The organism is Mesorhizobium sp. Root554 (assembly GCF_001427025.1).
Lineage (GTDB): Bacteria > Pseudomonadota > Alphaproteobacteria > Rhizobiales > Rhizobiaceae > Mesorhizobium.
The window spans coordinates 1,575,048-1,601,964 of sequence record NZ_LMGA01000001.1 but is presented as its reverse complement, the minus strand read 5'-3'; the positions used below and the strand labels follow the sequence as shown (position 1 = coordinate 1,601,964).

The 26,917-nt window shown below is 62.5% G+C and carries 28 protein-coding genes; 21 read left to right on the top strand and 7 right to left on the bottom strand.

Annotated elements, in window-relative coordinates:
- Window positions 1-11: 11 nt before the first annotated feature.
- The 6 genes from ASD44_RS07725 (at window position 12) to ASD44_RS07700 (ending at window position 5,739) form a co-directional block, all read left to right on the top strand.
- Window positions 12-1,046: a DUF4424 domain-containing protein gene (locus ASD44_RS07725; protein WP_056115663.1), complete on the top strand. Its 1,035-nt coding sequence runs from the start codon at window positions 12-14 to the stop codon at window positions 1,044-1,046.
- A complete protein-coding gene (locus ASD44_RS07720) occupies window positions 1,043-1,549 on the top strand; it encodes a dihydrofolate reductase (RefSeq protein WP_056110388.1) in 507 nt (168 codons plus the stop codon). Before ASD44_RS07725 ends, ASD44_RS07720 begins: the two co-directional genes overlap by 4 nt.
- 206 nt (window positions 1,550-1,755) lie before the next feature.
- Entirely contained in the window at window positions 1,756-2,868 is a 1,113-nt protein-coding gene (gene hflK / locus ASD44_RS07715; RefSeq protein ID WP_056110387.1) for an FtsH protease activity modulator HflK, read from the top strand.
- Window positions 2,868-3,821, top strand: coding sequence for a protease modulator HflC (locus tag ASD44_RS07710; protein WP_056110385.1), 954 nt, complete (start codon window positions 2,868-2,870; stop codon window positions 3,819-3,821). Before hflK ends, ASD44_RS07710 begins: the two co-directional genes overlap by 1 nt.
- Window positions 3,822-3,826: 5 nt before the next feature.
- Window positions 3,827-4,012, top strand: a complete 186-nt coding sequence (locus ASD44_RS07705) for a DUF2065 domain-containing protein (protein WP_056110382.1) — start codon at window positions 3,827-3,829, stop codon at window positions 4,010-4,012.
- A 152-nt stretch (window positions 4,013-4,164) separates the two neighbouring features.
- Window positions 4,165-5,739, top strand: coding sequence for a DegQ family serine endoprotease (locus ASD44_RS07700; protein WP_056110380.1), 1,575 nt, complete (start codon window positions 4,165-4,167; stop codon window positions 5,737-5,739).
- Between the two features lie 80 nt (window positions 5,740-5,819).
- Here ASD44_RS07700 and ASD44_RS07695 read toward each other — a convergent pair whose 3' ends face one another.
- Window positions 5,820-6,392: a GNAT family N-acetyltransferase gene (locus ASD44_RS07695; RefSeq protein ID WP_056110378.1), complete on the bottom strand. Its 573-nt coding sequence runs from the start codon at window positions 6,390-6,392 to the stop codon at window positions 5,820-5,822.
- Complete coding sequence (serB, locus tag ASD44_RS07690) at window positions 6,389-7,276, bottom strand: phosphoserine phosphatase SerB (protein ID WP_082542554.1); 888 nt, start codon at window positions 7,274-7,276, stop codon at window positions 6,389-6,391. Before serB ends, ASD44_RS07695 begins: the two co-directional genes overlap by 4 nt.
- Between serB and miaA the strand changes: the two genes are divergently transcribed.
- Both miaA and ASD44_RS07680 read left to right on the top strand, forming a co-directional pair.
- Window positions 7,266-8,207: a tRNA (adenosine(37)-N6)-dimethylallyltransferase MiaA gene (gene miaA, locus ASD44_RS07685; RefSeq protein ID WP_056110377.1), complete on the top strand. Its 942-nt coding sequence runs from the start codon at window positions 7,266-7,268 to the stop codon at window positions 8,205-8,207. The two genes, serB and miaA, sit on opposite strands and share 11 nt — an antisense overlap.
- Before the next feature lie 126 nt (window positions 8,208-8,333).
- Entirely contained in the window at window positions 8,334-9,125 is a 792-nt protein-coding gene (locus tag ASD44_RS07680) for a GGDEF domain-containing protein (protein WP_056115654.1), read from the top strand.
- Between the two features lie 146 nt (window positions 9,126-9,271).
- Here the strand turns inward: ASD44_RS07680 and ASD44_RS07675 are convergent, their stop codons facing one another.
- Window positions 9,272-11,098: an ATP-binding protein gene (locus tag ASD44_RS07675; RefSeq protein ID WP_056110375.1), complete on the bottom strand. Its 1,827-nt coding sequence runs from the start codon at window positions 11,096-11,098 to the stop codon at window positions 9,272-9,274.
- Window positions 11,099-11,519: 421 nt separating this feature from the next.
- Here ASD44_RS07675 and ASD44_RS07670 point away from each other — a divergent pair, with 421 nt between their 5' ends.
- The 6 genes from ASD44_RS07670 to ASD44_RS07645 are packed head-to-tail and all read left to right on the top strand — an operon-like array spanning window position 11,520 to window position 16,453.
- Window positions 11,520-13,301 carry an acetolactate synthase 3 large subunit gene (locus ASD44_RS07670; RefSeq protein WP_082542407.1) on the top strand — a complete coding sequence of 594 codons (1,782 nt, stop codon included), beginning with the start codon at window positions 11,520-11,522 and terminating at the stop codon, window positions 13,299-13,301.
- Window positions 13,302-13,360: 59 nt separating this feature from the next.
- Window positions 13,361-13,645, top strand: coding sequence for an AbrB/MazE/SpoVT family DNA-binding domain-containing protein (locus ASD44_RS07665; protein WP_056110373.1), 285 nt, complete (start codon window positions 13,361-13,363; stop codon window positions 13,643-13,645).
- 22 nt (window positions 13,646-13,667) lie between these two features.
- Window positions 13,668-14,024, top strand: a complete 357-nt coding sequence (locus tag ASD44_RS07660; protein WP_162246417.1) for a type II toxin-antitoxin system VapC family toxin — start codon at window positions 13,668-13,670, stop codon at window positions 14,022-14,024.
- Between the two features lie 23 nt (window positions 14,025-14,047).
- The gene (gene ilvN / locus ASD44_RS07655; protein WP_056110369.1) at window positions 14,048-14,620 is read left to right on the top strand and encodes an acetolactate synthase small subunit; all 573 of its coding nucleotides are present in this window, start codon (window positions 14,048-14,050) and stop codon (window positions 14,618-14,620) included.
- A 54-nt stretch (window positions 14,621-14,674) separates the two neighbouring features.
- The gene (locus ASD44_RS07650) at window positions 14,675-15,271 is read left to right on the top strand and encodes a LysE family translocator (protein WP_056110367.1); all 597 of its coding nucleotides are present in this window, start codon (window positions 14,675-14,677) and stop codon (window positions 15,269-15,271) included.
- A 54-nt stretch (window positions 15,272-15,325) separates the two neighbouring features.
- Window positions 15,326-16,453, top strand: coding sequence for an ATP-dependent RecD-like DNA helicase (locus tag ASD44_RS07645; RefSeq protein ID WP_056110365.1), 1,128 nt, complete (start codon window positions 15,326-15,328; stop codon window positions 16,451-16,453).
- A 17-nt stretch (window positions 16,454-16,470) separates the two neighbouring features.
- Here ASD44_RS07645 and ASD44_RS07640 read toward each other — a convergent pair whose 3' ends face one another.
- Window positions 16,471-16,878, bottom strand: a complete 408-nt coding sequence (locus ASD44_RS07640; protein WP_056110363.1) for an STAS/SEC14 domain-containing protein — start codon at window positions 16,876-16,878, stop codon at window positions 16,471-16,473.
- Window positions 16,879-16,985: 107 nt separating this feature from the next.
- Here ASD44_RS07640 and ASD44_RS07635 point away from each other — a divergent pair, with 107 nt between their 5' ends.
- Together ASD44_RS07635 and ASD44_RS07630 are read left to right on the top strand one after the other, a co-directional pair.
- A complete protein-coding gene (locus ASD44_RS07635) occupies window positions 16,986-17,726 on the top strand; it encodes a pyridoxine 5'-phosphate synthase (protein ID WP_056110361.1) in 741 nt (246 codons plus the stop codon).
- Window positions 17,727-17,829: 103 nt separating this feature from the next.
- Entirely contained in the window at window positions 17,830-19,743 is a 1,914-nt protein-coding gene (locus ASD44_RS07630) for a potassium transporter Kup (protein ID WP_056115648.1), read from the top strand.
- 32 nt (window positions 19,744-19,775) lie between these two features.
- Here ASD44_RS07630 and ASD44_RS07625 read toward each other — a convergent pair whose 3' ends face one another.
- Both ASD44_RS07625 and ASD44_RS07620 read right to left on the bottom strand, forming a co-directional pair.
- Entirely contained in the window at window positions 19,776-20,621 is an 846-nt protein-coding gene (locus ASD44_RS07625; protein ID WP_056110359.1) for a hypothetical protein, read from the bottom strand.
- Between the two features lie 29 nt (window positions 20,622-20,650).
- Window positions 20,651-21,451: a hypothetical protein gene (locus ASD44_RS07620; protein WP_162246734.1), complete on the bottom strand. Its 801-nt coding sequence runs from the start codon at window positions 21,449-21,451 to the stop codon at window positions 20,651-20,653.
- Between the two features lie 186 nt (window positions 21,452-21,637).
- Between ASD44_RS07620 and ASD44_RS07615 the strand changes: the two genes are divergently transcribed.
- The 3 genes from ASD44_RS07615 to ilvC all read left to right on the top strand — a co-directional run bounded on the left by ASD44_RS07615 (window position 21,638) and on the right by ilvC (window position 24,058).
- Window positions 21,638-21,973, top strand: coding sequence for a hypothetical protein (locus ASD44_RS07615; RefSeq protein WP_056110354.1), 336 nt, complete (start codon window positions 21,638-21,640; stop codon window positions 21,971-21,973).
- Window positions 21,974-22,276: 303 nt separating this feature from the next.
- The gene (locus tag ASD44_RS07610; RefSeq protein WP_056110352.1) at window positions 22,277-22,969 is read left to right on the top strand and encodes a TetR/AcrR family transcriptional regulator; all 693 of its coding nucleotides are present in this window, start codon (window positions 22,277-22,279) and stop codon (window positions 22,967-22,969) included.
- Window positions 22,970-22,972: 3 nt separating this feature from the next.
- A complete protein-coding gene (gene ilvC / locus ASD44_RS07605) occupies window positions 22,973-24,058 on the top strand; it encodes a ketol-acid reductoisomerase (protein ID WP_274533093.1) in 1,086 nt (361 codons plus the stop codon).
- Window positions 24,059-24,329: 271 nt separating this feature from the next.
- On the opposite strand, the gene ASD44_RS07600 is transcribed toward ilvC, so the two are convergent.
- On the bottom strand, window positions 24,330-24,878 hold the full coding sequence (locus tag ASD44_RS07600) for a BA14K family protein (RefSeq protein WP_056110350.1): 549 nt from the start codon (window positions 24,876-24,878) through the stop codon (window positions 24,330-24,332).
- A 180-nt stretch (window positions 24,879-25,058) separates the two neighbouring features.
- Between ASD44_RS07600 and ASD44_RS07595 the strand changes: the two genes are divergently transcribed.
- Together ASD44_RS07595 and ASD44_RS07590 are read left to right on the top strand one after the other, a co-directional pair.
- On the top strand, window positions 25,059-26,171 hold the full coding sequence (locus ASD44_RS07595) for an endonuclease/exonuclease/phosphatase family protein (RefSeq protein ID WP_056110348.1): 1,113 nt from the start codon (window positions 25,059-25,061) through the stop codon (window positions 26,169-26,171).
- A 6-nt stretch (window positions 26,172-26,177) separates the two neighbouring features.
- Complete coding sequence (locus tag ASD44_RS07590) at window positions 26,178-26,900, top strand: NUDIX hydrolase (RefSeq protein WP_056110346.1); 723 nt, start codon at window positions 26,178-26,180, stop codon at window positions 26,898-26,900.
- Window positions 26,901-26,917 lie beyond the last annotated feature (17 nt).

Sequence of the window (26,917 nt, the reverse complement as noted above, 5' to 3'; positions counted from 1 at the left end):
GGAATCGTATGATGTTTCGCGCCATGCTCGCCGCTCGTCCGATGTTGGCCGTTTTGGCTGTCGCCGCCACGCCGGCGCTGGCCAACGATTCCGTCGCCGAGCTCGGCACCGGCGGGCTGGTGCTGTCGCGCACCGACGCGGTGGCGATGGAAAGCGAGGATCTGTTCATCTCGCCGGAAAAAGTGACGGTCGACTATGTCTTCCGCAACAATTCCGACCAGGATGTGCAATCGATCGTCGCGTTTCCGATGCCGGATATCGAGGGCAGCCCGTATGAGATGCCGGACATGCCTGCCGCCCAGGACGACAATTTCCTCGGTTTCGAGGTGAGCATCGACGGCGCCGCGGTGAAGCCGGAACTCGAGCAGAAGGCTTATGCCGCCGGCATCGATGTGACGGCGGACCTCGCGACGCAGAACGTTCCGCTCTTTCCATTCGGCGACAAGGCCAGAGAGGCTTTGGCAAAGCTCCCCGACACCGTCGCCGACGAGTGGATCGGGCGCGGCATCATCGTCATCGACGAATCCGATGACGGCAGCGGCATGAAGAAGGTGCGCGTGCCGTATTGGCGGCTGCAATCCGCCTATTGGTGGCGGGCGACGTTCCCGGCGAAGAAGCCGGTTCGGGTTTCGCACCGCTACAAGCCGAGTGTCGGCGCGACTTCCAGCCTGAGTTTCTTCTACGATGGCAAGTTCCAGGGCTCCTATGACGCCTACAAGAGCCGCTACTGCATCGACAAGACGTTCGAGGCGGCGGTGCGCAAGACCGCCAGGATGAACGAGGGCGGCTATGCCAACATGTGGGAAAGCCGGATCGAATATGTGCTGACCAGCGGCGGCAACTGGGCGCTCGGCAATATCGGCAAGTTCAAGCTGACCATCGACAAGGGCAATCCGAAGAACCTGGTGTCCTTCTGCGGCACCAATGTGCGCAAGGTCGGGCCGACGACGTTCGAGATGACGGCGGACGAATTTTATCCCGACCGCGACATCGACATATTGATCCTCAATCCGATCGATGCGGATAACGGGAGCGGCGGTCAATGAAGATCGCCATCTACGTCGCCATTGCCGAAAACGGGGTGATAGGACGCGACAACGGGCTGCCGTGGCGGCTGTCGACCGACATGAAGCGGTTCAAGGAACAGACGATGGGCAAGCCGATCGTCATGGGCCGCAAGACGTGGGAGAGCTTTCCGCGTCGGCCGCTGCCCGGAAGGCAGAACATCGTGATCACCCGGCAGAAGGATTTCGCCGCCGAGGGGGCGGACATCGCGCATTCGCTCGACGAGGCGATCAAGGTGGCGCGGACCGGTCCGATGGCCGAGGCCGACGAGGTCTGCGTGATCGGTGGGGCCGAAATCTATGCGCAGGCCTTGCCGCTGACCGACCGGCTTCATGTCACCCATGTGCTGGCCTCGGTCGAAGGCGATGCGTTCTTCCCGCGCATCGACCCCGATGAATGGCAGATTGTCTCGGCCGCCGATATTCCAGCCGGCGAGAAGGACAGTCACGCTACCCGCTACATGGTTTATGAGCGCCGCCGGTAGAACGCTGCGAGGGACGGATCGTCCGTCCGAAACGGTAAAATGGGCCGCCAAGACAAAGGGTCGCGCCGAATCCGGCGGTTCATTGCCTGCAAACGGTCCACTCGAGGCTGCGACGCGTTGAAAGCGCGCCGGCTCGTCCCTATAGAAGAACCTAGGCAATTGCGCTGCATCGCGGCGTATGAGGGAACGCAAGCGAAAGGACATTCATGCCCTGGAACGATAAAAGCGGCGGAGGCGGCGGCCCGTGGGGCGGCGGCGGTGGCGGCGGCAACAATCAAGGCCCGTGGGGGCAGGGACCGCGAGGCCCGAGCGGCCCGCAAGGTTCGCCTCCCGATCTTGAGGACATCATCAGGCGCGGCCAGGACAGGTTGCGCCAGGCTTTGCCGGGCGGTGGCGGCATCAGCCCCGCCATGATTGGCCTGATCGTGCTGGTGCTGCTCGGCCTTTGGGCATTCAAGGCCGTCTATACCGTGCAGCCTGACGAAGTGGCCGTCGAACTGCGGTTCGGCAAGCCGAAGCCGGAGCTTTCAGAGCCCGGCCTGCATTTCCATTGGTGGCCGATCGAAACGGTCGAGACCGCGAAGATTTCGGAGCAGCTTGTCCGCATCGGCGACGGCTCCAACGCGGGCGGACAGTCGGGCCTGATGCTGTCGGGCGATCAGAATATCGTCAATGTGCAGTTTTCGGTCGCCTATCAGGTTGCCGACCCGCGCGCCTATCTCTTCGACGTTTCCGATCCCGACGGAATGCTGAGCAAGGTGGCGGAAAGCGCCATGCGCGAGGCGGTGGGCCGGCGTCCGGCGCAGGACATCTTCCGCGATGACCGGCAAGGGATTGCCGAATCCGTGCGGCAGATCATCCAGTCGACGCTCGACGGCTACAAGTCGGGCCTGACGGTCAACGCCATTTCCATCGAAGACGCCGCGCCGCCGCGCGAAGTGGCGGACGCCTTCGACGAGGTACAGCGCGCCGAACAGGACGAGGACCGGTTCGTGGAGGAATCCAACCAGTACTCGAACCAGAAGCTCGGCGCCGCGCGCGGCCAGGCGGCGCAGGTCCGCGAAGAGGCGGCAGCCTACAAGAACCGCGTCATGCAGGAGGCCGAAGGCGAGGCGCAACGCTTCATCTCGGTCTATGACGAATACGCCAAGGCTCCCGAGGTCACGCGCAAGCGTCTTTATCTGGAAACGATGGAGCGACTGCTGAAGGATTCCAACAAGATCATCATGGACGAAAGCAGCGGCCAGGGCGTACTGCCCTACCTGCCGTTGCCCGCCCTGCAGCCAAAGGCCCCCGCGGCCACGGGAGGAAACCAGTGATGGCGAACCGTCTTCCCCTCATCGTGGTCGCCATCGCGGTGATCCTGTTCCTGATCTACTCGTCGGTGTTCGTGGTCAACGCCCGCCAGCAGGCGATCATCCTGCGCTTCGGTGAAATCGTCGAAGTGAAGACCGAGCCCGGCATCTACTTCAAGGCGCCGTTCTCGCTGTTCGAGGCCGACAATGTGCAGCTGATCGAAAAGCGGCTGCTGCGTTTCGAACTGGACAACATCCGCGTCCAGGTTTCGGGCGGCAAGTTCTATGAAGTCGATGCCTTCCTCGCCTATCGCATTTCCGATCCGCGCGTGTTCCGCGCTGCCGTCTCCGGCAGCATCGACCTCGCCGAGCAGCGGTTGCGGACACGTCTCGATGCGGCGCTGCGCCGGGTCTACGGTCTTCGCGGCTTCGAGGCGGCGCTTTCGGAAGAGCGCGCCGACATGATGCGCGAAGTGCGAGACCAGTTGCGCCCGGACGCGACATCGCTTGGCCTGGAGATCGACGACGTGCGTATCCGCCGTACCGACCTCACCCAGGAAGTGTCGCAGCAGACATTCGACCGCATGAAGGCCGAACGTCTGGCGGAAGCCGAACGGTTGCGGGCGCGCGGCCGCGAGGCGGCGCAGCGCATCAAGGCGCGGGCCGACCGCGAGGTGGTCGAAATCGTCGCCGAAGCGCAGAAGGAATCGGAAATCCTTCGCGGCGAGGGCGACGCCCAGCGAAGCTCCACCTTCGCCAACGCCTACCAGCGCGATCCGGCATTCTTCGATTTCTATCGTTCGATGAATGCCTATGGCACTGCGCTGGACAACACCGGCACCACCATGCTGCTTTCGCCGAACTCGGAATTCTTCCGGTTCTTCCGCGATCCGGCTGGTTCGGACGCTCCCGCCGCATCAGGCCCGAGAGCATCCGCGCCCGCATCAACCGCGCCGCAGCCTGGCGCCGGGCAATAGGCCCGGTGCACGACTTTCTGGCCGCCATCGGCCTCGTCCTCGTCATCGAGGGCGTCGTCTATGGCGGCTTTCCCGCACTTGCCAAAAAGATGGCGACGGAAGTGCTGACCTTGCCCGAAAACGCGCTTCGCATCGCCGGGCTGGTAGCAGTTGCCGCCGGTGTCTTTATCGTGTGGCTGGTTCGCGGATAAAATCTTCCTGCCCGGATAACGGATGATTTATCCCGCAGCCTGTAGGCACAGCCGCAAACGTGCCGTATTTCTTGCCAACATGACCCGACGCGTCATCTGGTCCACGACCCAGACCGCGACGCCCTTTTCCTGAAAAGCCGGGAGGCCTGTTGATGACACCCCAAATATTCCTGCGTGCGACGCGCAAGACGGTCACCGTCGCGGCGGCGGCGCTTCTGGCGGGCGCTTTCGCCAGCCAGTCGTTCGCCCAGACCGCGCCGGCCCCGTCTGCCCCGGTGGCGACGCCGCGCGCCAATTCGGCCCAGCCCCTTGCCGCCGGCCCGGCTTCGGTGGCCGATCTCGCCGACGGGCTGCTCGGCGCCGTGGTCAACATTTCCACCTCGCAGACGGTCAAGGGCACGGAAGGCCCCGGCGCGGTGCCGATGCCGCAGCTGCCGGAAGGCTCGCCCTTCCAGGATTTCTTCGACGATTTCTTCAAGGACCGCGGCGGCGACAAGGATGGCGGCGGCGGCTCGCAGAAGGTGCAGTCGCTCGGCTCCGGCTTCGTCGTCGATGCCGAGCAGGGCATCGTCGTGACCAACAACCACGTCATCGCCGACGCCGACGACATCGAAGTGAATTTCTCCGACGGGGTGACGCTGAAGGCGGAGCTGGTCGGTACCGACACCAAGACCGACATCGCCGTGCTCAAGGTCGATGCCAAGAAGCACAAGCTGACCGCGGTCAAGTTCGGCGATTCCAACAAGATGCGCATCGGCGACTGGGTGATGGCGATCGGCAATCCGTTCGGTCTCGGCGGCACTGTGACCGTCGGCATCATCTCGGCCCGCAACCGCGATATCAATTCCGGCCCCTACGACGATTTCATCCAGACCGACGCCGCCATCAACCGCGGCAATTCCGGCGGCCCGCTGTTCAACATGTATGGCGAGGTGATCGGCATCAACACGGCGATCATTTCGCCGTCGGGCGGCTCGATCGGCATCGGCTTCTCCATCCCCGCCCAGCTTGCGGCCGGTGTGGTTGACCAGTTGCGCGAGTTCGGCGAGACCCGCCGTGGCTGGCTCGGCGTGCGTATCCAGCCGGTGACCGACGACATCGCCGAAAGCCTCGGCATGAAGACGTCGAAAGGCGCGCTCGTGGCCGGCATCATCAAGGGCGGCCCTGTCGATAACGGGACGGTCCAGCCTGGCGACGTCATCATCAAGTTCGATGGCAAGGACGTCGAAGAGATGCGCGACCTGCCGCGCGCCGTCGCCGAGAGCCCGGTGGGCAAGGCCGTTGACGTGGTGATCGTGCGCAAGGGCGTCGAGCAGACCGTCAAGGTGACGCTCGGGCGGCTCGAAGATGGCGAAAAGCTTGCCGGCAACGAGGAAGGCAGTGGCGATGAGCAGGGCGATGACGAAGGCAATGGCGGCGAAGTCGCGACGGCTTCCGTCCTCGGCATGAGCATCGGCGAACTCAACGACGAGACGCGCTCGAAGTTCGGCATCGCGGCCGACGTGTCGGGCGTGGTCGTCACCGAGGTCGCCAAGGACTCCGCCGCCGCCGAGCGTGGCATCCAGGCAGGCGAGGTCATCACCGAGATCGCGCAGGAATCAGTCGCCAGCCCGAAGGACGTGATGGATCGCATCGGCGCGCTGAAAGAGCAGGGCCGCAAGAATGCGCTGCTGATGCTGGCGTCGAAGACGGGCGAGCTGCGGTTCGTGACGATCCGTATGGACTAGGCCGGTCGAGAGCGCGCTGATCCAGATAAACTGAATCTGGAAATGCTCTCAGGTTTTTGATTTAGAATAAAAAAGGGCGGCTAGAGTGCCGCCCTTTTTGCTTGCAGCCAATCCTTTCGCGACAGCCGGTAGAAGACATGCCGGCGCAGATGCGAATGGCTCCCGGGCACGTCGGGATGATCGAAGTCGGCGGCGGGGTCGCGCTTCATGCCGAGGCGCTGCATGACAGCGGTCGAGCGGTGATTGTCCGCCACCGCGAAAGACACGATCTCATCGAGTTTCAAGGTTTCGAAGCCGAAGTCCAACCAGGCCGATGCCGCCTCGGTGACGTAGCTGTGGCCCCAGAATTCCGGCGCCAGGCGCCAGCCGATCTCGACGGCATCGTCCGACAGGTTCGGCAGGTGGCCGGCGCGGTTCAAGCCGACAAAGCCGATGCATTGGCCGGTCGTGGCGATTTCCACGGCTGTCCAGCCGAAGCCGTCGCGCTCGATGGCGGCGCGGAGTTCGTCCAGCTTCGCGTCGGCCTCGGCGCGGCTGCGGCGGAACGGAAAGAACGCCATCACCCGGTCGTCGGAATTGATGCGATGGAAGAGGTCGCGGTCGGCTTCGCGCCAATTGCGCAAGATCAACCTTTGCGTGTTGATCGGCGTCAACGGACGAAATCCTTACGGGAATAGCCTTGCAGGTAGAGCAGGGCGGTCAGGTCTGAATGATCGATGCGGACGCGGGCCTGCGCGGCGACGGACGGTTTGGCGTGAAGTGCGACGCCGGTACCGGCAAGCCGGATCATGTCGAGATCGTTGGCCCCGTCGCCGACAGCGATGGCGTCGGCCGGCGTCAGTCCCAGCCGGGCGGATATCTCCAGCAGCGCCTCGGCCTTGGCGGCGCGGCCGAGGATCGGCTCGGCCACCGTGCCGTCCAGCCGGCCATCGGCCTCGATCAGACGATTGGCGCGGTTCTCATGGAAGCCCAGCATGGCGGCGATGCGGTTGGTGAAGATGTCGAAGCCGCCGGAAACCAGAATGGCCCAGGCGCCGTCGGCGCGCATCGTCTGCACCAGCGTCCGGGCGCCGGACGCGAGCGTAAGGCGATTGGCGATGATCTTGTCGATGACCGCGAGATCCAGATTCTTCAGCAGCGCGACGCGCTCCCGGAGCGCGGGCTCGAAAGCGATTTCGCCGTTCATGGCGCGCGCGGTGATGGCGGCGACGTGATCCTTGAGGCCGACTTCGTCCGCCAGTTCGTCGATGCATTCCTGGTCGATCATGGTGGAATCCATGTCGGCAATGAGGATTTTCTTGCGGCGGTTTTCCGCTTCCTGGACGATGACGTCGACCGGCTGGCCGGCAAGCGCGGCGCGCAGGTCCGCGGTCGCCTTTTCTGCTTCCGCGTCTTCCTGAAGATGCAGGTCACAGGCGATGTCATCGGCCAGCCAGCGGAGCGCGCTTGCCTTCACCGACCTCGACGCCGTATTCGCAAGGGCGGGCGAAAGAATGCCGGCGGCTGGATGGCAGACAAGCGTGGCGATGAGAGGCATGGAGACTTCCGCACAAGAGGCGACCGAAGGCCGCGTGAAGGACGCGATCCTGATAGCCGGGCCGACCGCCAGCGGCAAGTCGGCATTGGCGCTCGGTCTCGCCGAGCGGCTCGGCGGTATCATCGTCAACACCGATTCCATGCAGGGCTACTCGATCCTCAACGTCCTCACCGCCCGGCCAACACAAGCCGAGCTGGCGCGCGCGCCACACTATCTTTACGGGCATGTCCATCCCTCGTCGCTTTATTCGACCGGAGCCTGGCTGCGCGATGTCGTGCGGCTGCTCGAAGACGGGATTTTCGCCGGCGCGCGGCCGATTTTCGTGGGCGGGACCGGGCTATACTTCCGCGCCCTGGCGGAAGGGATTTCCGAAATGCCGGAGATACCCGTTGCTGTGCGCGAGCGCTGGCGGCGCGAATTGAAGGAGCGTGGCGCGCCCGAATTGCATGAGCGGCTGGCGTCGCGGGACGCCGCCATGGCGGCGCGGCTCAAGCGAAGCGACGGGCAGCGGATCGTGCGGGCGCTCGAGGTTCTCGACGCTTCGGGCCGTTCCATGCTCGACTGGCAGGCGGCGCGTGGCAAGCCCTTGATAGACCGTGACAGCGCGCGTTTCCTGCTGGTCGACACGGAACGGAGCGAGCTGATTGCGCGTATCGACAGGCGTTTCGACCGCATGATCGATCTCGGGGCAATGGAAGAGGTGAAGCAGTTGGCGGCACTCGATCTCGACCCGGCGCTTCCGGCGATGAAGGCCATCGGCGTTCCGGAACTGCAAGCCGCCATGGCCGGTGAAATCACCCTCGAGGAGGCCGTGGAAAGGGCCAAGATCGCAACGCGGCAATATTCCAAACGGCAGACGACTTGGTTCCGAAACCAGTTCGGAGCGGAATGGCAAAATTGTTCAAACGATCCGCGGATGCCGAAACTTTGATGCAAAGCTCCGGCAACGCCAATACACCGTTTACCCTTCGGTTATTTGCTCGCTCAGGTTGTTGGAATTAACTGCACGTAAGCTCCTTGCTGGCATATAGAGAGCGGTATGAGCAGCAGGCAACCGATGCGCTTCCATCAGGCCGAGTCGGCCTTCTTCGTCTTCATCTTCGTGATCCTGGCCGCGGGCCTGGTGATGCTGCATGCTTACGACTATCTGCACACCGCCGCAGGCGAAGATCAGGGCTTTTTCACGCCGGACAATGTCGAGCATCTGACCAAGCTGGTGCTGGCGACCGGCGTGCTTCTGGCGACAGCGCTGTTTTTCGGCATGTTCTTCATCTATCCGCTGATCCGCAGGCAGGCGAAGGAGGAAGGCAAGTTGCGCGCCATGACCGAAACGCTCAGCGCACGCTCCGAAACGATGGAGCAGGCGGCGCTGACCGACAGCCTCACGGGCATGCAGAACAGGCGCTATTTCGACGACGCCCTGAAGGAATATATCGAGGAATTCCGGCGCATCGGCAAACCGGTCGGCCTGATGATCCTCGACCTCGACCATTTCAAGCAGGTCAACGATACCCATGGACACGACGTGGGCGACCAGGTTCTCAAGGCTGTCGCGAACTGCCTCAAGGACATGACCCGTTACCATGACGTGGTGGCGCGGCTGGGCGGCGAGGAGTTCGCGGTGGTCACGCCCAACATGGACGCCGACCTTCTGGCCAAGTTCGCCGAACGCATCCGCAAGGCCATCGCCAATATGTCGGTGCTTTCCGGCAATGTGCGGCTGAAGATCACCACCAGCGTTGGTCTTGCCGTGTGGGACAGCGCGGAAACGGCCGAGGATTTCTATCGGCGCGCCGACCGGCAGCTCTACGAGGCCAAGCGGCAGGGCCGCAACCGCGTGTGCGCCTGAGGTTAATGCGTCCTTCGAGGCTCGCTGCGTTCGCACCTCAGGATGAGGAAGGTTGCGTCGATGGTCCTTGTCCGGAAGTGCTATTCCGCACGAGTCTTTTGAATTGAAGGAATGGCGTCCGCGAGGCGAGCCTCGAAGGACTCACATCAATCGTTCTGCGAGCGCAGGCCGAAGGTCGCGGGCTTGAGGCCGTAGCGCATATCGAAATCGTCGTCGCTATGAAGCCGGGGCGCCGCCGGCTTGCGATAGTCGGGATCGCCTGCCTGGCGGCCGGGATCGATGCTCTCGGCCAGTGCCGCAATGGACTGCGGCTTCTGCACGTTGCGCAGCCGGTCGACAATGCCGGGGAGGTCGAGTTCCTGGCTGTCATCCGCCACGGTTTCGGCTCGCTTTGCCGTGCCGGGAATGAATTTCTGATCCAGCTTCTCGAATTTCAGCCGCATGGTGGTGGCGACGCCTTCGCCGAAGGCAATTGCCTCGCGCTGGCCCATCGACGACAGGAACGACAGGGTCGAGGCTGAGGAATCGGCAATCGCAGAGCGGATGATCGCCTGGTCCTGCTCGTTGGAAAGGCGCATGGCGAAGAAGGTCGAGCACTGCGACAGGATGGTCGGATCAAGCTCGCCGGGACGCTGCGTAACAACGCCGAGATAGCAGCCGTATTTGCGGCCTTCCTTGGCGATGCGGGACAGAGCGTGACGGGTAGGCGCGAAGCCGAGCCGGGAATCGGCAGGCATATAGCGATGGGCTTCCTCGCAAAGCAGCAGAAGCTGCAGCTTGCCCTCACTCCAGAGCGCCAGGTCGAACGCCAGCCGGGCCAATACCGAACAGACCGAATTCACCACTTCGGAAGGCATGCCCGCCATTTCGAAGCAGGTGACCGGACGACCGTGATGCGGCACGCGGAAAATATTGCCAATCGTCTGGTGGAGGGTGTCCTCGATCAGCCGGGAATTGAACATGAAGCGGTAGCGCGGGTCGGCGGCGGCGGATTCGATGCGCGCGCGAAGCGATTTCAGCGCCGGCCGGTCGTTCTTGCTTTCCAGCAGGCCCATGCGCTCGTCCACCTGCTTGATGAGGTCGGCGATGCGGTAGGGAACGGGGGTATCGGAGGTCGTGTTATCGACGCCGCGGCGCAGATAGGCTCCGCTGGCCGGGTTCTTGTAGAGGTTCTTGGCCAGGGGAATGAGTTCGCGCAGCAGGTCGACTTCTTCCGGGACGGTCTCACGCCCGCGAAAAAGCACTTCCGCGAATTCTTCCAGCTTGAACATCCAGAACGGCAGGTCGAGCGAGGCGCTATCGATCCTGACGCAATATTCCGGCAGCGAGCCGGCGAATTCGTTGTGCGGGTCGAGGATCAGAACGCGCAGGTCGGGCCGCGCGGCGATGGCCTTGCGCAAGAGCAGCGAGACGGCAGTGGATTTGCCGACGCCCGTGGTGCCGACAACGGCGAAGTGGCGGGCGAGCGTGTCGTCGATGGCGATATTCGCCTCGATTTCCTCATCCTGTGACAGGGAGCCGATCTTGATGGAGCGGCGTCCGGCCAGATCGTAGACGGCCCGCAAGTCGCGGCTGCGGATGCGGTGAGCGATGGCGCCGATATGCGGATAGTTGGTGATGCCGCGGTCGAACACAGGCTTGGAGCCCGGCTCTTCGCCGTCACGGACTTCGCCGATCAGTTCCACCTCGACTTCGATCGGGTTCTGGCTGTCGGTGTTCCACATGCGCTGCGATTTGCCGATGGCATAGACGAGGCCGACGGTGCGGGTGGCCCCGAGATTGATCGAGATCATCTTGCCGACGGTCCAGTGGGCGGTGACGGTGCCCTCGGCATCGTCGGCGAAAGCGCTTATCGTGGCGCGCGCGCCATCGCACTGCACGACATTGCCCAGAATGCGCTTGTCATTCTGGGCGGCGTCGCGGCGTTCCTGCGATGTTGCTTCGCCGGCGGAAGCTTCGCGTTCGACAAACATTTCTGCTTCTGTCCCGATTCCCTAGGATCGCACCCTACGCGAGCGCGGTTAAACTCCCGTGAGGCCGCATGGTGTAGCCATCCTTAAGATACGACCGCAAATTGCACGCATCTGCTGGTCCATGGCGAGGTGAATCGACGTTTGGGGCTGTCCATCAGGTCTTGGCTGGATGAAATCTTTGGGAGCCATTGACGGACGGTTCGTTTCGCACTTATTGTCCGCACCCATGAAAACGGCATCCATTCTCGTAGTAGGAACGCGCGTGGGCAAGGCGGTGTAACCGCCGGGCGAAATCCCCCCATGCGCGACACACAGGCTCCCTCCGGGGGCCTTTTTTATTGCCTGAAACAGACAATGCGACCAAAAAGCCCAAGGGGCGAGCAAAAAGCCCGGAACGGGCAAGGATATACGGGGCAGACCGATGAGCAGTGAGAAGAACGAGCGGCGTGAGATGAGCGGCGCCGAGATGGTGGTGCAGGCGCTGATCGACAATGGCGTCCAACACCTCTTCGGCTATCCGGGCGGCGCGGTGCTGCCGATCTATGACGAGCTTTTCCAGCAGGACAAGATCGAACACATCCTGGTGCGGCACGAACAGGGCGCCGGCCATGCGGCCGAAGGCTATGCGCGGTCCACCGGCAAGGCGGGCGTCGTTCTCGTCACGTCCGGTCCCGGCGCGACGAACATGGTGACGCCACTGCAGGACGCGCTGTCGGATTCGATTCCGCTGGTCTGCATCACCGGTCAGGCGCCGACGATGCTGATCGGCACGGATGCCTTCCAGGAATGCGATACGGTCGGCATCACGCGGCCCTGCACCAAGCACAACTGGCTGGTCAAGGACGTCAACCAACTGGCGGCGACGATCCACGAGGCCTTTCATGTCGCCACGACCGGGCGGCCGGGGCCGGTGGTCGTCGACATTCCCAAGGATGTCCAGTTTGCCAAGGGCACCTACGTGCCGCCACAGACCGCGCCGCGCACCAGCTATCAGCCGAAGCTGCAGGGCGACCTCGAGAAGATAAAGGCCGCGGTCGCGCTGATGGCGACGGCAAAGAAGCCGATCATCTATTCGGGCGGCGGCGTCATCAATTCCGGTCCGGAAGCCAGCCATCTGCTGCGTGAACTGGTCGATCTGACCGGCTTTCCGATCACCTCGACGCTGATGGGGCTTGGCGCCTATCCGGCCAGCGGCAAGAACTGGCTGGGCATGCTCGGGATGCATGGCACATACGAAGCCAACATGGCGATGCACGACTGCGACGTGATGCTGTGCGTCGGCGCCCGCTTCGACGACCGCATCACCGGCCGCCTGAATGCGTTTTCGCCGAACTCCAAGATCATCCACATCGACGTCGACCCGTCCTCGATCAACAAGAACGTGCCGACGGAGATCGGCATCATCGGCGATGTCGGGCGGGTGCTTGAGGATCTGGTGCGGCTGTGGCGCGCCACGGCGAAGGCGGACAAGAAAGCGCTCTACCCGTGGTGGGAGCAGATCGCCAAGTGGCAGGCGCGGGATTCGCTGGCCTACAAGACGAACCCTGACGTCATCATGCCGCAATACGCCATCCATCGGCTCTATGAGCTGACGAAGGACCGCGACACCTACATCACCACCGAGGTCGGCCAGCACCAGATGTGGGCGGCGCAGCATTTCCACTTCGAAAAGCCGAACCGCTGGATGACCTCCGGCGGCCTCGGCACGATGGGCTACGGTCTGCCTGCGGCTCTCGGCGTGCAGATCGCGCACCGGGACGCGCTGGTCATCGACATTGCCGGCGATGCGTCGGTGCAGATGACGATGCAGGAGATGTCGACGGCGGTGCAGTACGAGGCGCCGATCAAGATCTTCATCCTCAACAACCAGTATATGGGCATGGTGCGCCAGTGGCAGCAATTGCTGCATGGCAACCGGCTGTCGCATTCCTACACCGAAGCGATGCCTGATTTCGTCAAGCTGGCGGAAGCCTATGGCGGACACGGCATTCGCTGCGACAAACCGGACGAACTGGACGACGCGATCCGCGAGATGATCGACGTCAGGAAGCCGGTGCTGTTCGACTGCCGGGTGGCGTCGCTGGCGAACTGCTTCCCCATGATCCCGTCAGGCAAGGCGCACAACGAGATGCTGCTGCCGGACGAGGCCACGGACGAAGCCGTCGCCAACGCCATCGACGCCAAGGGCAGGGAACTGGTTTGAGTTGAAGTAAGACACGGTAAGGCGTATATTCTTACTAAGTTTTACCGGGAGAGTGCGTGATGAATGTGCGGGCAAGAGTGTCGAGCAAAGGGCAGGTCGTCATCCCGAAGCAGATTCGAGACGGACTGGGCATTGCCGACGGCACCGAGGTCGAGTTCGTTCCGCAAGGGCGCGGTTTTTTCGTTCAGCCGATAGAGGATTTCGACACCAGGTATCCCAAGGTGCCTGCGGGCGAATTCCTGAAGCATGTCGTGCGGATCGACAGACCTTTCCCGACCGACGAAGAGATTGATCGGGCAATGCTTGCCGAGGCGGCTCGGAGGTTCGATGCCACTCGCCGTTGACACGAATGTCCTCGCGAGGGCTTTGATCGATGACGGTTCCGATCAGGCGCGACGATCCCGCATGCTTTTGAGTGAAAAGGAAGTCTTTATTCCCGACACCGTGCTTCTGGAGACGGAATGGTTGCTTCGCAGCGTCATGAAGCTGGACAAGGGGCATATCAACCGAACCTTCGCGACCCTGGTAGCCAGCGCCAACATCGGGTTTTCGAACCGTCGTAATATTGCAGATGTGATTTCCTCGCACCGGGCGGGTCTCGATTTCGCCGACGCCATGCATCTTCGAGCTTCCGATGGCTGCGAAGGCCTCGCAAGTTTCGACAGAGGTTTAAAACGCCGCGCCAGGAAGATCGCCGGTTCGGTTCCAATCGTTACGCCTTAACAGCAGCGCAGAAAGCTTCCTTCATGAACCCCCATCTTCAACCGACCGGCTCCGCCTACTTCATCGCCAAGGAGACCGAGAAGCCGGAAAACCACACGCTGTCCGTGCTGGTCGACAACGAGCCCGGCGTGCTGGCGCGAGTCATCGGCCTGTTTTCGGGCCGCGGCTACAACATCGAGAGCCTGACCGTCTCGGAGACGGAACACGAGAAGCACCAGTCGCGCATCACCATCGTGACGCGGGGCACGCCGCACGTGCTGGAGCAGATCAAGCACCAGCTCGAGCGCATCGTGCCGGTGCACCGCGTGGTCGACCTGACCGTCCGTGCGAGGGAACTGGGGCAGGAGCGCCCGATGGAGCGCGAGCTGGCGCTGGTCAAGGTGGCCGGTACGGGGGACGCACGCGTGGAGGCGCTGCGGCTGGCCGATGCGTTCCGCGCCAGCGTGATCGACGCCAACACAGAACATTTCATCTTCGAGATCACCGGCAAGACCTCGAAGATCGATCAGTTCATCGCCATCATGCGACCGCTGGGGCTGGCGGAAATCTGCCGCACCGGCGTGGCGGCGATGAACCGGGGCGCGCAGGGGATGTAGCCGTTCCTTGAATAGAACGACAAAGCTCCGTCCGACTGAGCGAGCAAACATTCCATGTCTCCCGACGTCTTCCTCGCCCTGCTGGTCTATGCCTTTGTCACCTCGGTCACGCCGGGGCCGAACAACCTCATGCTTCTGGCATCCGGGGTGAATTTCGGCTTTGTCCGCACCATTCCGCATATGCTCGGCATCGGCATCGGCTTCCTCATTCTGCTGCTGGCGGTAGGCGCGGGCCTGGGTGCGGTTCTGACGGCGTTTCCGGTGCTGCATACGGCGCTGAAGGTCGCCGGTGGCGCCTATCTGCTTTATCTGGCCTGGAAGATCGCCACGTCACGCTCGATGGCCAGCGCAGGAGACGATGCAGCAAGGCCGATGCGCTTCATCGAGGCGGCCGCGTTCCAGTGGGTCAATCCGAAGGCCTGGGTAATGGCGGTGACGGCGATGGCCGTCTACACCAATCCAGAACGGCCTTTCCTGTCAGTGCTGCTGGTCGGCGTCGTCTTCGCGCTGGTCAATTTCCCCTCGGTCTCGGTCTGGGCCGGCTTCGGCACGGGCCTGCGCGGCTTCCTCTCCGACCCCGTGCGGCTGAAATGGTTCAACATTGCCATGGGCGTGCTTCTGGCAGCGACGCTATGGCCAATGCTGCGGTGAGGGTGGAACGGCTTCGAACTTGTCTTTCCATTGCGAATCCTGTCAGTCAGGACGATGGATTTTTCTCCCCAACAGGACGCCGCGCTGAAAGCCGTCGCGCAATGGCTGAAGGCCGGAAGCCCGCAGCTTTTCCGGCTGTTCGGTTATGCCGGTACCGGCAAAACGACGCTGGCGCGCTATTTCGCCGAGCATGTCGATGGCCAGGTCCAGTTCGCTGCCTTCACCGGCAAGGCCGCGCAGGTGCTGCGTTCGAAGGGCGCGGTCAACGCCCGCACCATCCATTCGCTGATTTACCGGCCCAAGGGCGAGGAGGCGGTCGAGGACGAAACGACCGGCAAGACCTCGATGTCGCCGACCTTCTCGCTCAATCGGCAAAGCCCCATTTCCGGCGCCAAGCTGGTCATCATCGATGAATGCTCCATGGTCGACGAGCAGCTGGGCCGCGACTTGATGAGTTTCGGCACGCCGATCCTCGTCCTGGGCGATCCGGGGCAGTTGCCGCCGATTTCCGGCGGTGGCTTTTTCACCGATCATGAACCGGATTATCTGCTGACCGAAATCCATCGTCAGGCGCGGGACAATCCCATTATCCGGCTGGCGCTGGATGTGCGGGAAGGCCGGGAGTTCATGCATGGCGACTACGGCGCCGCCAAGGTCATCGGCAAGGACGAGGTCAACCAGGAGCTGGTGCTGAAGGCCGATCAGGTGCTCGTCGGCACCAACCGGACGCGCCGCCGCTATAATCAGCGGCTACGCGAGCTGAAAGGCTTCAACGCGGACTATCCGCAGGCCGGCGACAAGCTGGTGTGCCTGCGCAACGATCCCGCCAAGGGGCTGCTTAACGGCTCGCTGTGGAAGGTGATGACCTCGTCGCGTGAAACGGTGAAGCCCGGCATCAACCTTCTGGTGTCGCCTGAGGAGGACGATCCCGACCGCGGCGTCGCCAAGATCAAGCTGCTCAAGGCGGCGTTCGAGAGCCCTGAAGAAGAAATTTCCTGGCAGCAGAAGAAGCGATTCGACGATTTCGACTATGGCTACGCGCTGACCGTCCACAAGGCGCAGGGTTCGCAATGGAACGACGTCGTGCTGTTCGACGAAAGCTGGGCGTTCAAGGATACCCGCCAGCGCTGGCTCTATACGGCGATCACGCGGGCGGCGGAACGGCTGACAGTGGTGCGCTAGATACGTACCGAAGACCGTTAAACATCGGCCGGTTTTTCACGCGCACCCAACCAAGCCCAGGCGGCGGCTTCGTCTTCAGTGGCGAAATGACGAATTTCGATTGGCAGCGGAGCGGCAAAAAAGCCGGTGACGTGCGAGGTCCAGTCGGGGTCGCCGACCGTCGCGCATCTGCCCACATGCTTGACTGCGTGCTCCTTGCCCTGCGTCATCGTTTCCGGGTCGAAATCGGTCCAATCAACGCCGTCATGGTCGACAAGGCGGACAAGCACATCGATTTGCGGATGAAGGGCGTAAGCCGCCTCCAGGAGCCCAAACAGGTTTTCGGCGTCCGCGGCGGTGACATGACCGACGATATCGATCGCAAACAGGTCGGATCTATTGGTTTCAATGCGGCGTACGGCCGGTACGGATTCGAGAAAATTCACGGCGTTTTCCCTGGCAGGTTCACGATCATCCTATTGCAACACAGAAATGGGCTGTCTGTTCCCGACAAAGGCAGTATAGATGCGGTCCCGCATTACCGGAGCCCTTCATGCCGACAAAGCTCTCCGTGAATCTCAATGCCATCGCGATGCTTCGAAACCGCCGCGACCTGCCGTGGCCGGACATGATTGGGATCGGCAGGATTGCGCTGGCTTCCGGTGCGCATGGTTTGACCGTGCACCCGCGTCCCGACCAGCGCCACACCCGCTATTCGGACCTGCCGGCGATTCGCGCGCTGATCGACGACGAATTCCCACAGGCGGAATTCAATATGGAAGGCTATCCGGCCGAGGAGTTTCTGCGGCTGGTCGAGCAGAACCAACCCGAACAGGTGACGCTGGTGCCGGACGATCCGGCGCAGGCGACCTCCGACCATGGCTGGAACTTCCGCGAGAAGACCGCGTTCCTCACTCCGATCGTCGCACGGCTGAAGACGGGTGGGTTTCGCGTGTCGCTGTTTTCCGATTCCGATCCTGAAGGCATTGCCGCTGCCCGAGACACCGGCGCCGACCGCATCGAACTCTACACAGGCCCTTATGGTGGCTTCCATTCCGATTCCGAAAAAGCCGCGAACGAACTGGAAAGACTGGGAAAAACCGCTGACGCCGCTTTCGCCGCAGGCATGCAGGTCAATGCCGGCCACGATCTGGTGGTGGCCAATCTGCCGCCGCTGATAAAGCGCGTTCCGGCGCTCGCGGAAGTGTCCATCGGCCATGGCCTGACGGCTGATGCGCTGGAGCATGGGATGGCCGGCACGGTGAAGCGCTATCTTGCCGCTTGCGGCTGGTGATGACGGCTGCAAGCGCAAGGCGCAAACCCCGACATGCCGTTAAGGCACTTGATATTGCATTGCAGCAAGCGTAGAGCACCGCCCGCTTAATGGAGTGTACCTGATGGTCCTTGCCAATGGCGCTGGGGAGGCGGAAGCCGCCGAACAGCCGAGCCATTCCGAGGTCAAGCAACAAAGCACGCGCGTGCTGATGCTGGGCGCTCTGGGTGTCGTTTACGGCGACATCGGCACCAGCCCGATCTATGCGTTTCGCGAAGCGCTGCATACGGCGGAGGGCGCCGTATCGCGCAGCGACGTGCTCGGCGTGCTGTCGCTCATCGTCTGGGCGCTCACCATCATCGTCACCATCAAATACGTGGCGTTCGTGCTTCGCGCCGACAACAAGGGCGAGGGCGGAACGCTTTCGCTGATGGCGCTGGCGCGCAGCGCCTATCCGGCCGGATCGAAGCTGGTCCTGGGCATCGGCCTGTGCGGGGCATCGCTGTTCTTCGGCGACGCGGTCATCACGCCTGCAATCTCGGTGCTCTCCGCCGTTGAGGGCCTCGGCGTCGTCACGCCGGCGTTCGATCCTTATGTGGTGCCGATCACACTGGTGATCCTCGCCTGCCTGTTCGCCGTCCAGCGTTTCGGCACGGGCCGGGTTGCGATCGTCTTTGGACCCATCACGGCGCTGTGGTTCCTGGCGCTCGGCGTGGCCGGGCTGATTCACATCGCCGACGATCCGACCGTGCTCTATGCCGTCAATCCCTACTACGCCATCGCCTATCTGGTGGAACGGTCGGACGTCGCCTTCCTGACCGTAGGGGCGGTTTTCCTGGCCGTTACCGGCGCCGAGGCGCTTTACGTCGATCTCGGCCACTTCGGCCGCCGGCCGATCGTGATGGCCTGGTTCGCCATCGTCTTTCCGTGCCTTCTGCTGAACTACTTCGGTCAGGGCGCCTTCGTGCTGACGCAGGTGATCATGCCGCAAAGCCCGTTCTTCGAGATGCTGCCGGACTGGGCGCTGGTGCCGATGGTCGCCCTGGCGACGGCGGCGACCGTCATCGCCAGCCAGGCGGTCATCTCGGGAGCGTTTTCACTGACGCGGCAGGCCGTCCAGCTAAATCTTCTGCCGCGCTTCGAAGTGCGCCACACCTCTGAAATGCAGTCCGGCCAGATCTACCTGCCGCGCGTCAACCTGCTCATTGCGATCATGGTGATGCTGCTGGTCGTCGGGTTCGGCGATTCGAGTTCGCTGGCGTCCGCCTACGGCATTTCGGTTACCGGCGAGATGCTGATGACCACCATTTTGCTGTTCATCGTCATGCGCTTCATGTGGAAGTGGCAGCTTGCCGGCGCGCTGGCGCTGGCGATCCTGTTCGGCGTCATCGACATCGGCTTCTTCTCGGCCAACATCGTCAAATTCCTCGAGGGCGGCTGGGTTTCCATCGGCGTCGCCTGCGTCATGGGACTGATCATGGTCACCTGGATCAAGGGCAGCCGCTATCTCTTCGACAAGACGCGCCGCAACGAGGTGCCGCTCGATTTTCTCGCGGCCAACCTGCTGAAAAAGAAGCCGCAGCTCGTTTCGGGCACGGCGGTGTTCCTGACCAGCGATCCGCTAAGCGCGCCGACGGCGCTGATGCACAGCCTCAAGCACTACAAGGTGCTGCATGAGCAGAACGTCATCCTGTCCGTCGTGACGGCGCCGCAGCCGGTGGTGCCCGATAGTGAACGCGTCAAGATGGAACCCATCAACGACCTGTTCATGCGCGTCAGCCTGACCTTCGGCTACATGGAACAGCCCAACATCCCGCGCGCCCTGGCGATCTGCCGCAAGCAGGGCTGGAAGTTCGACATCATGACGACGTCGTTCTTCCTGTCGCGCCGTTCGCTGAAATCGTCGCCGAATTCCGGAATGCCGGTGTGGCAGGACAAGCTGTTCATCGGACTGGCCCGCAGCGCCGCCGACGCGACGGAGTATTTCCAGATCCCAACCGGGCGCGTGGTGGAAATCGGCACGCAGGTGGCGATTTAGAGCCAAACCTCTGTGGCCAATAGCGCCGGGTATTAGGGCGGCGTTACAGTCATTTTGAAGAAATCGCCCTGGATTTCGAATTCCTCGATGCCGGCTTTGGTAGCGGTGAAGACAATGGCGCGTGCAGGGGTCAAGCCTTTGCAGAATTTCGAGAAACGGCGGGCCAGTCCGCCGTCCGAAAATTCGCCGGTCCGTGCAAAGGGCAGTTCGGCCCGAACCTCGGCCCAATCGCGCGGAAGTTTTCCGCAATCGCTGCGTTCCGCGTAAATGGGCCGCGATTCACCGACCTTCATGTCAATCTTTGGATTGAAGGCGATGATCGGTGCGTTGTCCGCCGGTCCGGCCCAAGGACGCCAGCCCGAAGCGCCGAGGACTGCGCCTGCCGCCACACCGATGCACAGGAGAACGAGCCCGCCCAAAAGCGCCTGCAGATGCGACCAGCGCTTCGGTCTTGCACCGAAGCCGTAATAGGCAGTCGGGATAAGGGTTGCCGAGGTCGTGGCGGGTAAGTCAACATAGCCGGAGGCGGGAAATCGGGACACGACGGGCAAAGGCGATCCGAATGCCGCCGGCCGAACGACTTCAAGGTCCTTGGCGCGCTTGTAGAGTTCGTTCCATTGGACCTGAAGTTCAGGATTGCCGGCGATATCCAGCAACCTGCACAGGATGCGCAAATTGCCCGCACGGGGGACATGACGGCCCGAACGCCAATTGTTCAGGTTGCGGACCGTCGTTTCAAATTGCTTTTGCCCCTTGCTTTGAGTGAGCGTGCAGTAAGCTCCAGCAAGCGTCGCATCGTCATAGAAGCCGGCCCGATTGCACAGCTCGTCGAAAAGCAGATGCCACTGGCTGAACTGTCTCCAATCGGCTTCTTCCATATGGCTCCCTCCTTGCTGTCCTGAAGGCGCTACTCCTGCCTGGGATGGCCGGCGCCCGTGACCTCGATTTTCATGAAATCGTCGAGCAGCCTTATCTCCTCCATGCCGGCGTCGGTCGCGGTGAAGCGGACGGCGCGCACTTCAACGACACGGTTGCAGAAATTGCTCATTTTCCGGGCGAGGCCGCCATCCGAAAACGTGCCAAGCGCGCTGACCGGCACCCGCGGCAGGGTATAGTACCAGTCCGGGGGCCTGCCGTCGCAGTCGCCACGATCGCCATGGATGAGCCGCGATTCACCGACCACCATTCTCACGCGCGCGTCATAGCCGATCATCGGCAATTTCTTGAAAGCCCAGCGGTCGACCGCAAAATCGAACGTGAAACCAGTGCCGGTGGCGAGGGCACCGATTGCCAGCCAATGCCAAATCGGCCGCCGGCGCTTCGCCGGTTCAGCGGCCGCGACAGGCTGTCGCCCTGCGTCTTCCTGCTGCATCGCTGGCTCCATGGCGGGTTCACCCCGGGCCACGGCATAGAGGTGCATCCACCGGTTGTTGAGGCAGGGGTCCCGCTCGACGTCGAGCAGTTTCGCCAGAACCATCATGTTGCGGCGCAAGGGCAGATGGCGACCAAGCCGCCAGCTTCTCAAGTTCTTCTGGATGGCGTCGAAGTTGTCGCGACCGTTTTTGCCGACATGGTTGCAATATTCGCTCGCCAGCGATGCGTTGTCGTAGTGACCGTCCCGCTTGCACAGGACGTCGAACAACTGGCTCCAGGTCTGAAAGTCGTCCCAGTCATCTTCCTTCAAAACGAGGCCCCCGGTTCTCGTCACGGAAAATTACGATATAATTCATAAGGATAGCAATCTTCATGAAACGCATTTTTCTGGAGTTTCCGAGAATTGCTCAAGTTTTCATTTGATCTGCGAACCCATTTCTCCGCTCGGTTGCACGTATCTCGGCGTTGCGCTCGCGGATGGTCCGTCGGGTTGGTTGCCGATTGATTCAAGGGGGTTCCTATGAGGAAGCTGGTTGTAGTTGCTGGACTGCTGCTGGGTGGGTGCGTGTCCGTAGGGAGCGCCGACAAGAGCGTCGAGCTTCGCGTCGGGGAGACCAGGCACATCACCGCTTATCGCGGTGACGGTTGCAATGCTCCGGCGCCGAGCTTTGCCGCGATCCAGGGCCGGATCCCGAAATCGGCGGTGGTGCGATATTCGGACGGCGGGTTGTCCAGCCGCGTCAGCAAAGATTGCAAGAAACGCGTTCCGACCCGCGCGGTGAACGGCACAGGGATCGCCAGCGGAACCGAAGTAAAGCGCTATCAGTCGGGCACAGTCGCAATCGTCGTCAAATAGTGGACCTCAGGCCTGAGCCCTGACTGGCGTGGATGTCCACAGCAGGTATCGGGACAAGTATGGAGCAAAAGCCGGGGCGTCCCCGGCTTTTGCCTTGTCGCGGCTTAGCCGGCCGGCGGTCCGCCATCATACGGATTTCATCGCAGCGTTCCCCCGTACTTACCGCGCGGCCCCGCGGCCACGATACAAAACCTCCTGGGAATTTATACCAATTGACCTCCTTTATCGAATGCGCTAGATGCCGAACCGTAACGTACGGTACGGCGCAAAGAGGCTGGCCGATCAGTCGCAAGGTTTTGGCAGTTGGGCACGGAGATTGAAACAGGCGAGGCGCTGACGGCGCGCCAGCAGGACGTGCTTGACGCCGTTCTGCGCCTGCTGGTCGAGGAGGGGGACGCGCTGACGATGAGCGCCGTCGCCCGCCGCGCGAACTGTTCCAAGGAAACGCTCTACAAATGGTTCGGCGACCGTGACGGCCTGCTGACAGCCACCGTCCAGTGGCAGGCGTCCAAGGTGCGCGCCGGCAATTACGACCGTCACAAGCTGGACGCGGCCACATTGCGCGAAAGCCTGGACAGTTTTGCTGCAACCTGGCTCAGGGTCATCTCCAGCCCGACCTCGGTCGCGCTCAACCGGGTGGCGGTTTCGCACGCGGCGTCGGCCAAGGACGACCTCGGCGCCATTGTGCTCGCCAATGGCCGCTTCGCCATCGGCGAACGGCTGAAACCGCTTCTGGAGGCGGCGCGGGACGCCGGCCTCCTGGCCTTCGACGACACCGAAACGGCGTTCCGGACCTTTTTCGGGCTTGTCGGCCGCGATGTGCAGATCCGTCTGCTGCTCGGCGACAGGCTGAAATTGACTGCTGCGGATATCACGCGGGATGCCGCGCAGGCGACGCAGCAGTTTCTCGCTCTTTTCGGTGCGTCCTTCGAGGCTCATCCTTCAGACTTCGCACCTCAGGATGAGGGAGGTTTGCGCCAATCTCCCTCATCCTGAGGTGTGAGCGAAGCGAGCCTCGAAGGGCGCACCCAGACATCAAACCAACGCAACAAGGAAGGAAACCACATGCGTGTCTATTACGATCGCGATGCCGATCTCAATCTCATCAAGGGCAAGAAAGTGGCTGTCATCGGCTACGGTTCGCAGGGCCGCGCGCACGCGCTGAACCTGAAGGATTCCGGCGCCAAGAACGTCGTGATCGGCCTCAAGGCCGGTTCGCCGACGATCAAGAAGGCCGAAGCCGACGGCTTCGAGGTCAAGACCGTCGCCGAGGCGGCCAAGTGGGCCGACCTGATGATGATGGCGACGCCGGACGAACTGCAGGCCGACATCTACAAGAACGAGATCGCCCCCAACATCCGCGACGGCGCGGCCATCGCCTTCGCACACGGCCTCAACGTGCATTTCGGCCTGATCGAGCCGAAGGACACGATCGACGTCGTGATGATCGCGCCGAAAGGCCCCGGCCATACCGTTCGCGGCGAATACCAGAAGGGCGGCGGCGTGCCGTGCCTGGTCGCCGTCAACCACGACGCATCGGGTAATGCGCTCGACCTGGCGCTTTCCTACGCCTGCGGCGTCGGCGGCGGCCGTTCGGGCATCATCGAGACCAACTTCCGCGAGGAATGCGAGACCGACCTGTTCGGCGAGCAGGTGGTGCTCTGCGGCGGTCTGGTCGAGCTGATCCGCGCCGGTTTCGAGACGCTGGTCGAGGCCGGCTATGCGCCGGAAATGGCCTATTTCGAGTGCCTGCACGAAGTGAAGCTGATCGTCGACCTGATCTATGAAGGCGGCATCGCCAACATGAACTACTCGATCTCGAACACCGCCGAGTGGGGCGAATACGTCTCGGGTCCGCGCATCATCACCGCCGACACCAAGGCCGAGATGAAGCGGGTGCTGAAAGACATCCAGACCGGCAAGTTCACCTCCGAGTGGATGCAGGAATATCGCGCCGGCATGTCGCGCTTCAAGGGCATCCGCCGCAACAACGACAACCACCAGATCGAAGAGGTTGGTTCGAAGCTCCGCGCCATGATGCCGTGGATCGCCAAGAACCAGCTGGTCGACAAGACGAAGAATTAGGACCCCTCTGTCTTACCTTCTCCCCTTGTGGGAGAAGGTGTCGAGGTGAGGCCGAGACGGATGAGGGGTGTTGCCAGGCGCGCCGCAAAGCAGGCTGGATTACCTCTCATCCGACCTCCTTCGCTTCGCTTGGCTCGGCCACCTTCTCCCACAAGGGGAGAAGGGCAGGGCGAATTACCTTCGAACTTCCGGCCCCTGAACGACGATCAGGCGTGAATCAAAAAGCCGGCGGGGCAACCCGCCGGCTTTTTCACGTCTGCGCAGCCTCGGCTCAGCTATAGGGTGACCAGCACTGCTGGCGCGGGCCGTTGTAAGGCTGGAACGTGTTGTCCCAGGCGCGGTACGAGCGGTAGCGGTTGTAGCACCACCGCACATGCGCGCTTGAACCGCCACGATAGACGCGGCGCGGCTGGACATAGCGATAGGCCGGCACGCCGAAGCCAAGGCCCAGATAGACGCCGGAACCGTCATAATAGCGGGGACGATGGTGGCGATAGTGACGGCGCCATCTGCCGTCATTGTTGCCGTTCCAATGGCGCCGGTAATTGCTGTGGCCGCCGAAAGCCGGACCGCCATCGTGCCGGCGGTTGAAATGACGGCGGCCGCCATCGCCACGATAATTGCCCTGCGGCTGCAGGCAGCGTCTGGTGCCGCAGGCATCCTGGATGGGGATTATCTGGCTCGCCGGACCGCCTGCCAGCCGCTCGGCCGGCGAAACGGCCAGATTGGCCGGACCGGCGAAGGAAGGCGCTGCAAATCCTGCGACCAGACCGAGCGCGATCAGGCCCGACCTCAGTGATGAGACTAAAAGAGACGTCATGACACTACTCCCAGCATTGCCAGCCCCGCGCCGCACCCTGGTGACACGGAAAATGCATCCTGGCGAATGAACGGACGATGAACGGATAAGTTGCGGCGCCGGCGATGGAAGCGAACCTGGAAGCGGTTCCAAAGACCGGCCCCTTGTCTTCCGCGCCGCTTGCGGGCAAAGCTCGTGCCCATGTCGCTTCGCCTCGCCACCTTCAATGTCGAGAACCTGATGAACAGGTTCGATTTTTCAGGCTATCGCAATCAGCTCAACGAGGACCGGACGCTCGCTTTGTTCGACATCCAGAACGAGGCGGAATACCGGTTGCTGGAGCAGGCGCGCACAATCGCGCAGTCGGACGACACGCGCCAGCTTTCGGCGCTCGCCATCGCGGCGACACGAGCCGACATCATCTGCCTGCAGGAGGTCGACAATATCGAGGCGCTGAAGGCGTTCGAATATGGCTATCTGTTCAAGATGGTGGGGCAGGGCTACCGGCAGAAATACACGACGTCGGGCAATGATTCGCGCGGCATCGACGTGGCGGTGATGATGCGCACCGAGACGGAACATGGCGAGCCGATCGAATTCGTGCGCATGACCAGCCACGCCTATGTGACCTATGAGCAGTTCGGGCTGCACACGCCGGAGCTGGCGGCGCTCGGCAACGAACCCAATGAGAGGATATTCCGCCGCGATTGCCTCGAGATCGATTTGAAAGTCGGCGGCAAGCCGCTGACGCTCTATCTCGTGCATTTCAAATCGATGGGGCCGCCGCGCAACGGGCTGGACGGGCGGCAGGCCTCGATGCCTGTTCGCATCGCCGAGGCGCAGGCGGTGCGGCGGATTATCGAGGAACGGTTCGGCAAGGACCATGCCGCCGACAAAAGCTGGGCGATCTGCGGCGATATGAACGACTACCGCCAGCGCGTCGTCATCGGCGGCGACAGCTTTTCGGGCTACCAGTTCGACGTGGTGGACGATGCGCAGTCCTGCCTCAACGTGCTGACGGCGGGCGGCTTCTGCGAGAATCTGGTGGAGCGGCGTCCGGAACTGGACCGCTGGACGCTTTTTCATACGCGCGGCCCGCAGGAGCGGCATCTGTGCCAGCTCGACTATATCCTGCTGTCGAAAGGGCTCGCCGCGCGCAACGCCAACGCCGTGCCCGACATCATCCGCAACGGGCAGCCCTTCCGCACACCCTTTCCCGCCGGTCAGGAAGTCGAACGTTTCCCGCGTGTCGGCTGGGATCGGCCCAAGGCTTCCGACCACTGCCCGGTCGCCGTCACACTCGATCTGGCTTGAGGTAGCATGAGCATCGATCTGCCCCGCGGCACCATCCTTCCGGTCGATATCGTCGATGTACGGCTCGATTCCGCGCCGCATCCCTTCGAAATCGGCAACAGTCGGGCAATCGAGGACAACTGGGGCCACGAGATCACCATCAATCCGCATCTTTTCGACGGACGGGTGGCACTGCTTTCCGAACTGTCCTACCGCGACGGAACGCTGACGGGCCGCTGCCATATCGTGAAGTATTCCACCTTCCTGTACTGGCGCAGGAATCGGGAGACGCCGGGAACCGGCCATGTCTTCGCGCATGCCATGCTGATCTCCAGCGACAACGCCCTGGTGGCGATCCGCATGGGAACGCATACGGCCAATCCAGGCCGCATCTATTTCGCCGCCGGCTCATTCGAGCTCGAGGATTTCCGTGACGGCAAGGTCGATGTCGACTTCAACATGCACCGCGAGGTGCGGGAGGAAACCGGGCTCGATCTGGCCGACGCGAAGGTCGGACGACGCTATTATATCCTGTCGACGCAGGCCGGAACGGTGATCATCCGCCGTTACACCATGCCGCTGACGGCGAACGCCATCATCAACAGGATCAATGACTATGTCGCCACGCAGGCGGAGCCGGAAATCGCCGGGCCGGTGGTGATCCAGAGCGCCGAGGACCTGCCGGACGATCTCGCCCCGCATATGCGGCCGCTGATCGAGTGGCACTTTTCGCACCAGCCGCTGCGTTAAAGTTCGAATTCCCGCCG

Excerpts from the sequence above, each read along its gene's own strand:
- ASD44_RS07600 (WP_056110350.1), bottom strand. The coding sequence starts at position 24,878 with ATGACGTCTCTTTTAGTCTCATCACTGAGGTCGGGCCTGATCGCGCTC.
- ASD44_RS07630 (WP_056115648.1), top strand. The coding sequence starts at position 17,830 with ATGGTCCTTGCCAATGGCGCTGGGGAGGCGGAAGCCGCCGAACAGCCG.
- serB (WP_082542554.1), bottom strand. The coding sequence starts at position 7,276 with ATGCCTCTCATCGCCACGCTTGTCTGCCATCCAGCCGCCGGCATTCTT.
- ASD44_RS07615 (WP_056110354.1), top strand. The coding sequence starts at position 21,638 with ATGAGGAAGCTGGTTGTAGTTGCTGGACTGCTGCTGGGTGGGTGCGTG.
- ASD44_RS07675 (WP_056110375.1), bottom strand. The coding sequence starts at position 11,098 with ATGTTTGTCGAACGCGAAGCTTCCGCCGGCGAAGCAACATCGCAGGAA.
- ASD44_RS07665 (WP_056110373.1), top strand. The coding sequence starts at position 13,361 with ATGAATGTGCGGGCAAGAGTGTCGAGCAAAGGGCAGGTCGTCATCCCG.
- ASD44_RS07625 (WP_056110359.1), bottom strand. The coding sequence starts at position 20,621 with ATGGAAGAAGCCGATTGGAGACAGTTCAGCCAGTGGCATCTGCTTTTC.
- ilvN (WP_056110369.1), top strand. The coding sequence starts at position 14,048 with ATGAACCCCCATCTTCAACCGACCGGCTCCGCCTACTTCATCGCCAAG.
- ASD44_RS07725 (WP_056115663.1), top strand. The coding sequence starts at position 12 with ATGTTTCGCGCCATGCTCGCCGCTCGTCCGATGTTGGCCGTTTTGGCT.
- miaA (WP_056110377.1), top strand. The coding sequence starts at position 7,266 with ATGAGAGGCATGGAGACTTCCGCACAAGAGGCGACCGAAGGCCGCGTG.
- ASD44_RS07595 (WP_056110348.1), top strand. The coding sequence starts at position 25,059 with ATGTCGCTTCGCCTCGCCACCTTCAATGTCGAGAACCTGATGAACAGG.
- ASD44_RS07670 (WP_082542407.1), top strand. The coding sequence starts at position 11,520 with ATGAGCAGTGAGAAGAACGAGCGGCGTGAGATGAGCGGCGCCGAGATG.
- ASD44_RS07590 (WP_056110346.1), top strand. The coding sequence starts at position 26,178 with ATGAGCATCGATCTGCCCCGCGGCACCATCCTTCCGGTCGATATCGTC.
- ASD44_RS07635 (WP_056110361.1), top strand. The coding sequence starts at position 16,986 with ATGCCGACAAAGCTCTCCGTGAATCTCAATGCCATCGCGATGCTTCGA.
- ASD44_RS07710 (WP_056110385.1), top strand. The coding sequence starts at position 2,868 with ATGGCGAACCGTCTTCCCCTCATCGTGGTCGCCATCGCGGTGATCCTG.
- ASD44_RS07650 (WP_056110367.1), top strand. The coding sequence starts at position 14,675 with ATGTCTCCCGACGTCTTCCTCGCCCTGCTGGTCTATGCCTTTGTCACC.
- ASD44_RS07700 (WP_056110380.1), top strand. The coding sequence starts at position 4,165 with ATGACACCCCAAATATTCCTGCGTGCGACGCGCAAGACGGTCACCGTC.
- ASD44_RS07645 (WP_056110365.1), top strand. The coding sequence starts at position 15,326 with ATGGATTTTTCTCCCCAACAGGACGCCGCGCTGAAAGCCGTCGCGCAA.
- ASD44_RS07720 (WP_056110388.1), top strand. The coding sequence starts at position 1,043 with ATGAAGATCGCCATCTACGTCGCCATTGCCGAAAACGGGGTGATAGGA.
- hflK (WP_056110387.1), top strand. The coding sequence starts at position 1,756 with ATGCCCTGGAACGATAAAAGCGGCGGAGGCGGCGGCCCGTGGGGCGGC.
- ASD44_RS07680 (WP_056115654.1), top strand. The coding sequence starts at position 8,334 with ATGCGCTTCCATCAGGCCGAGTCGGCCTTCTTCGTCTTCATCTTCGTG.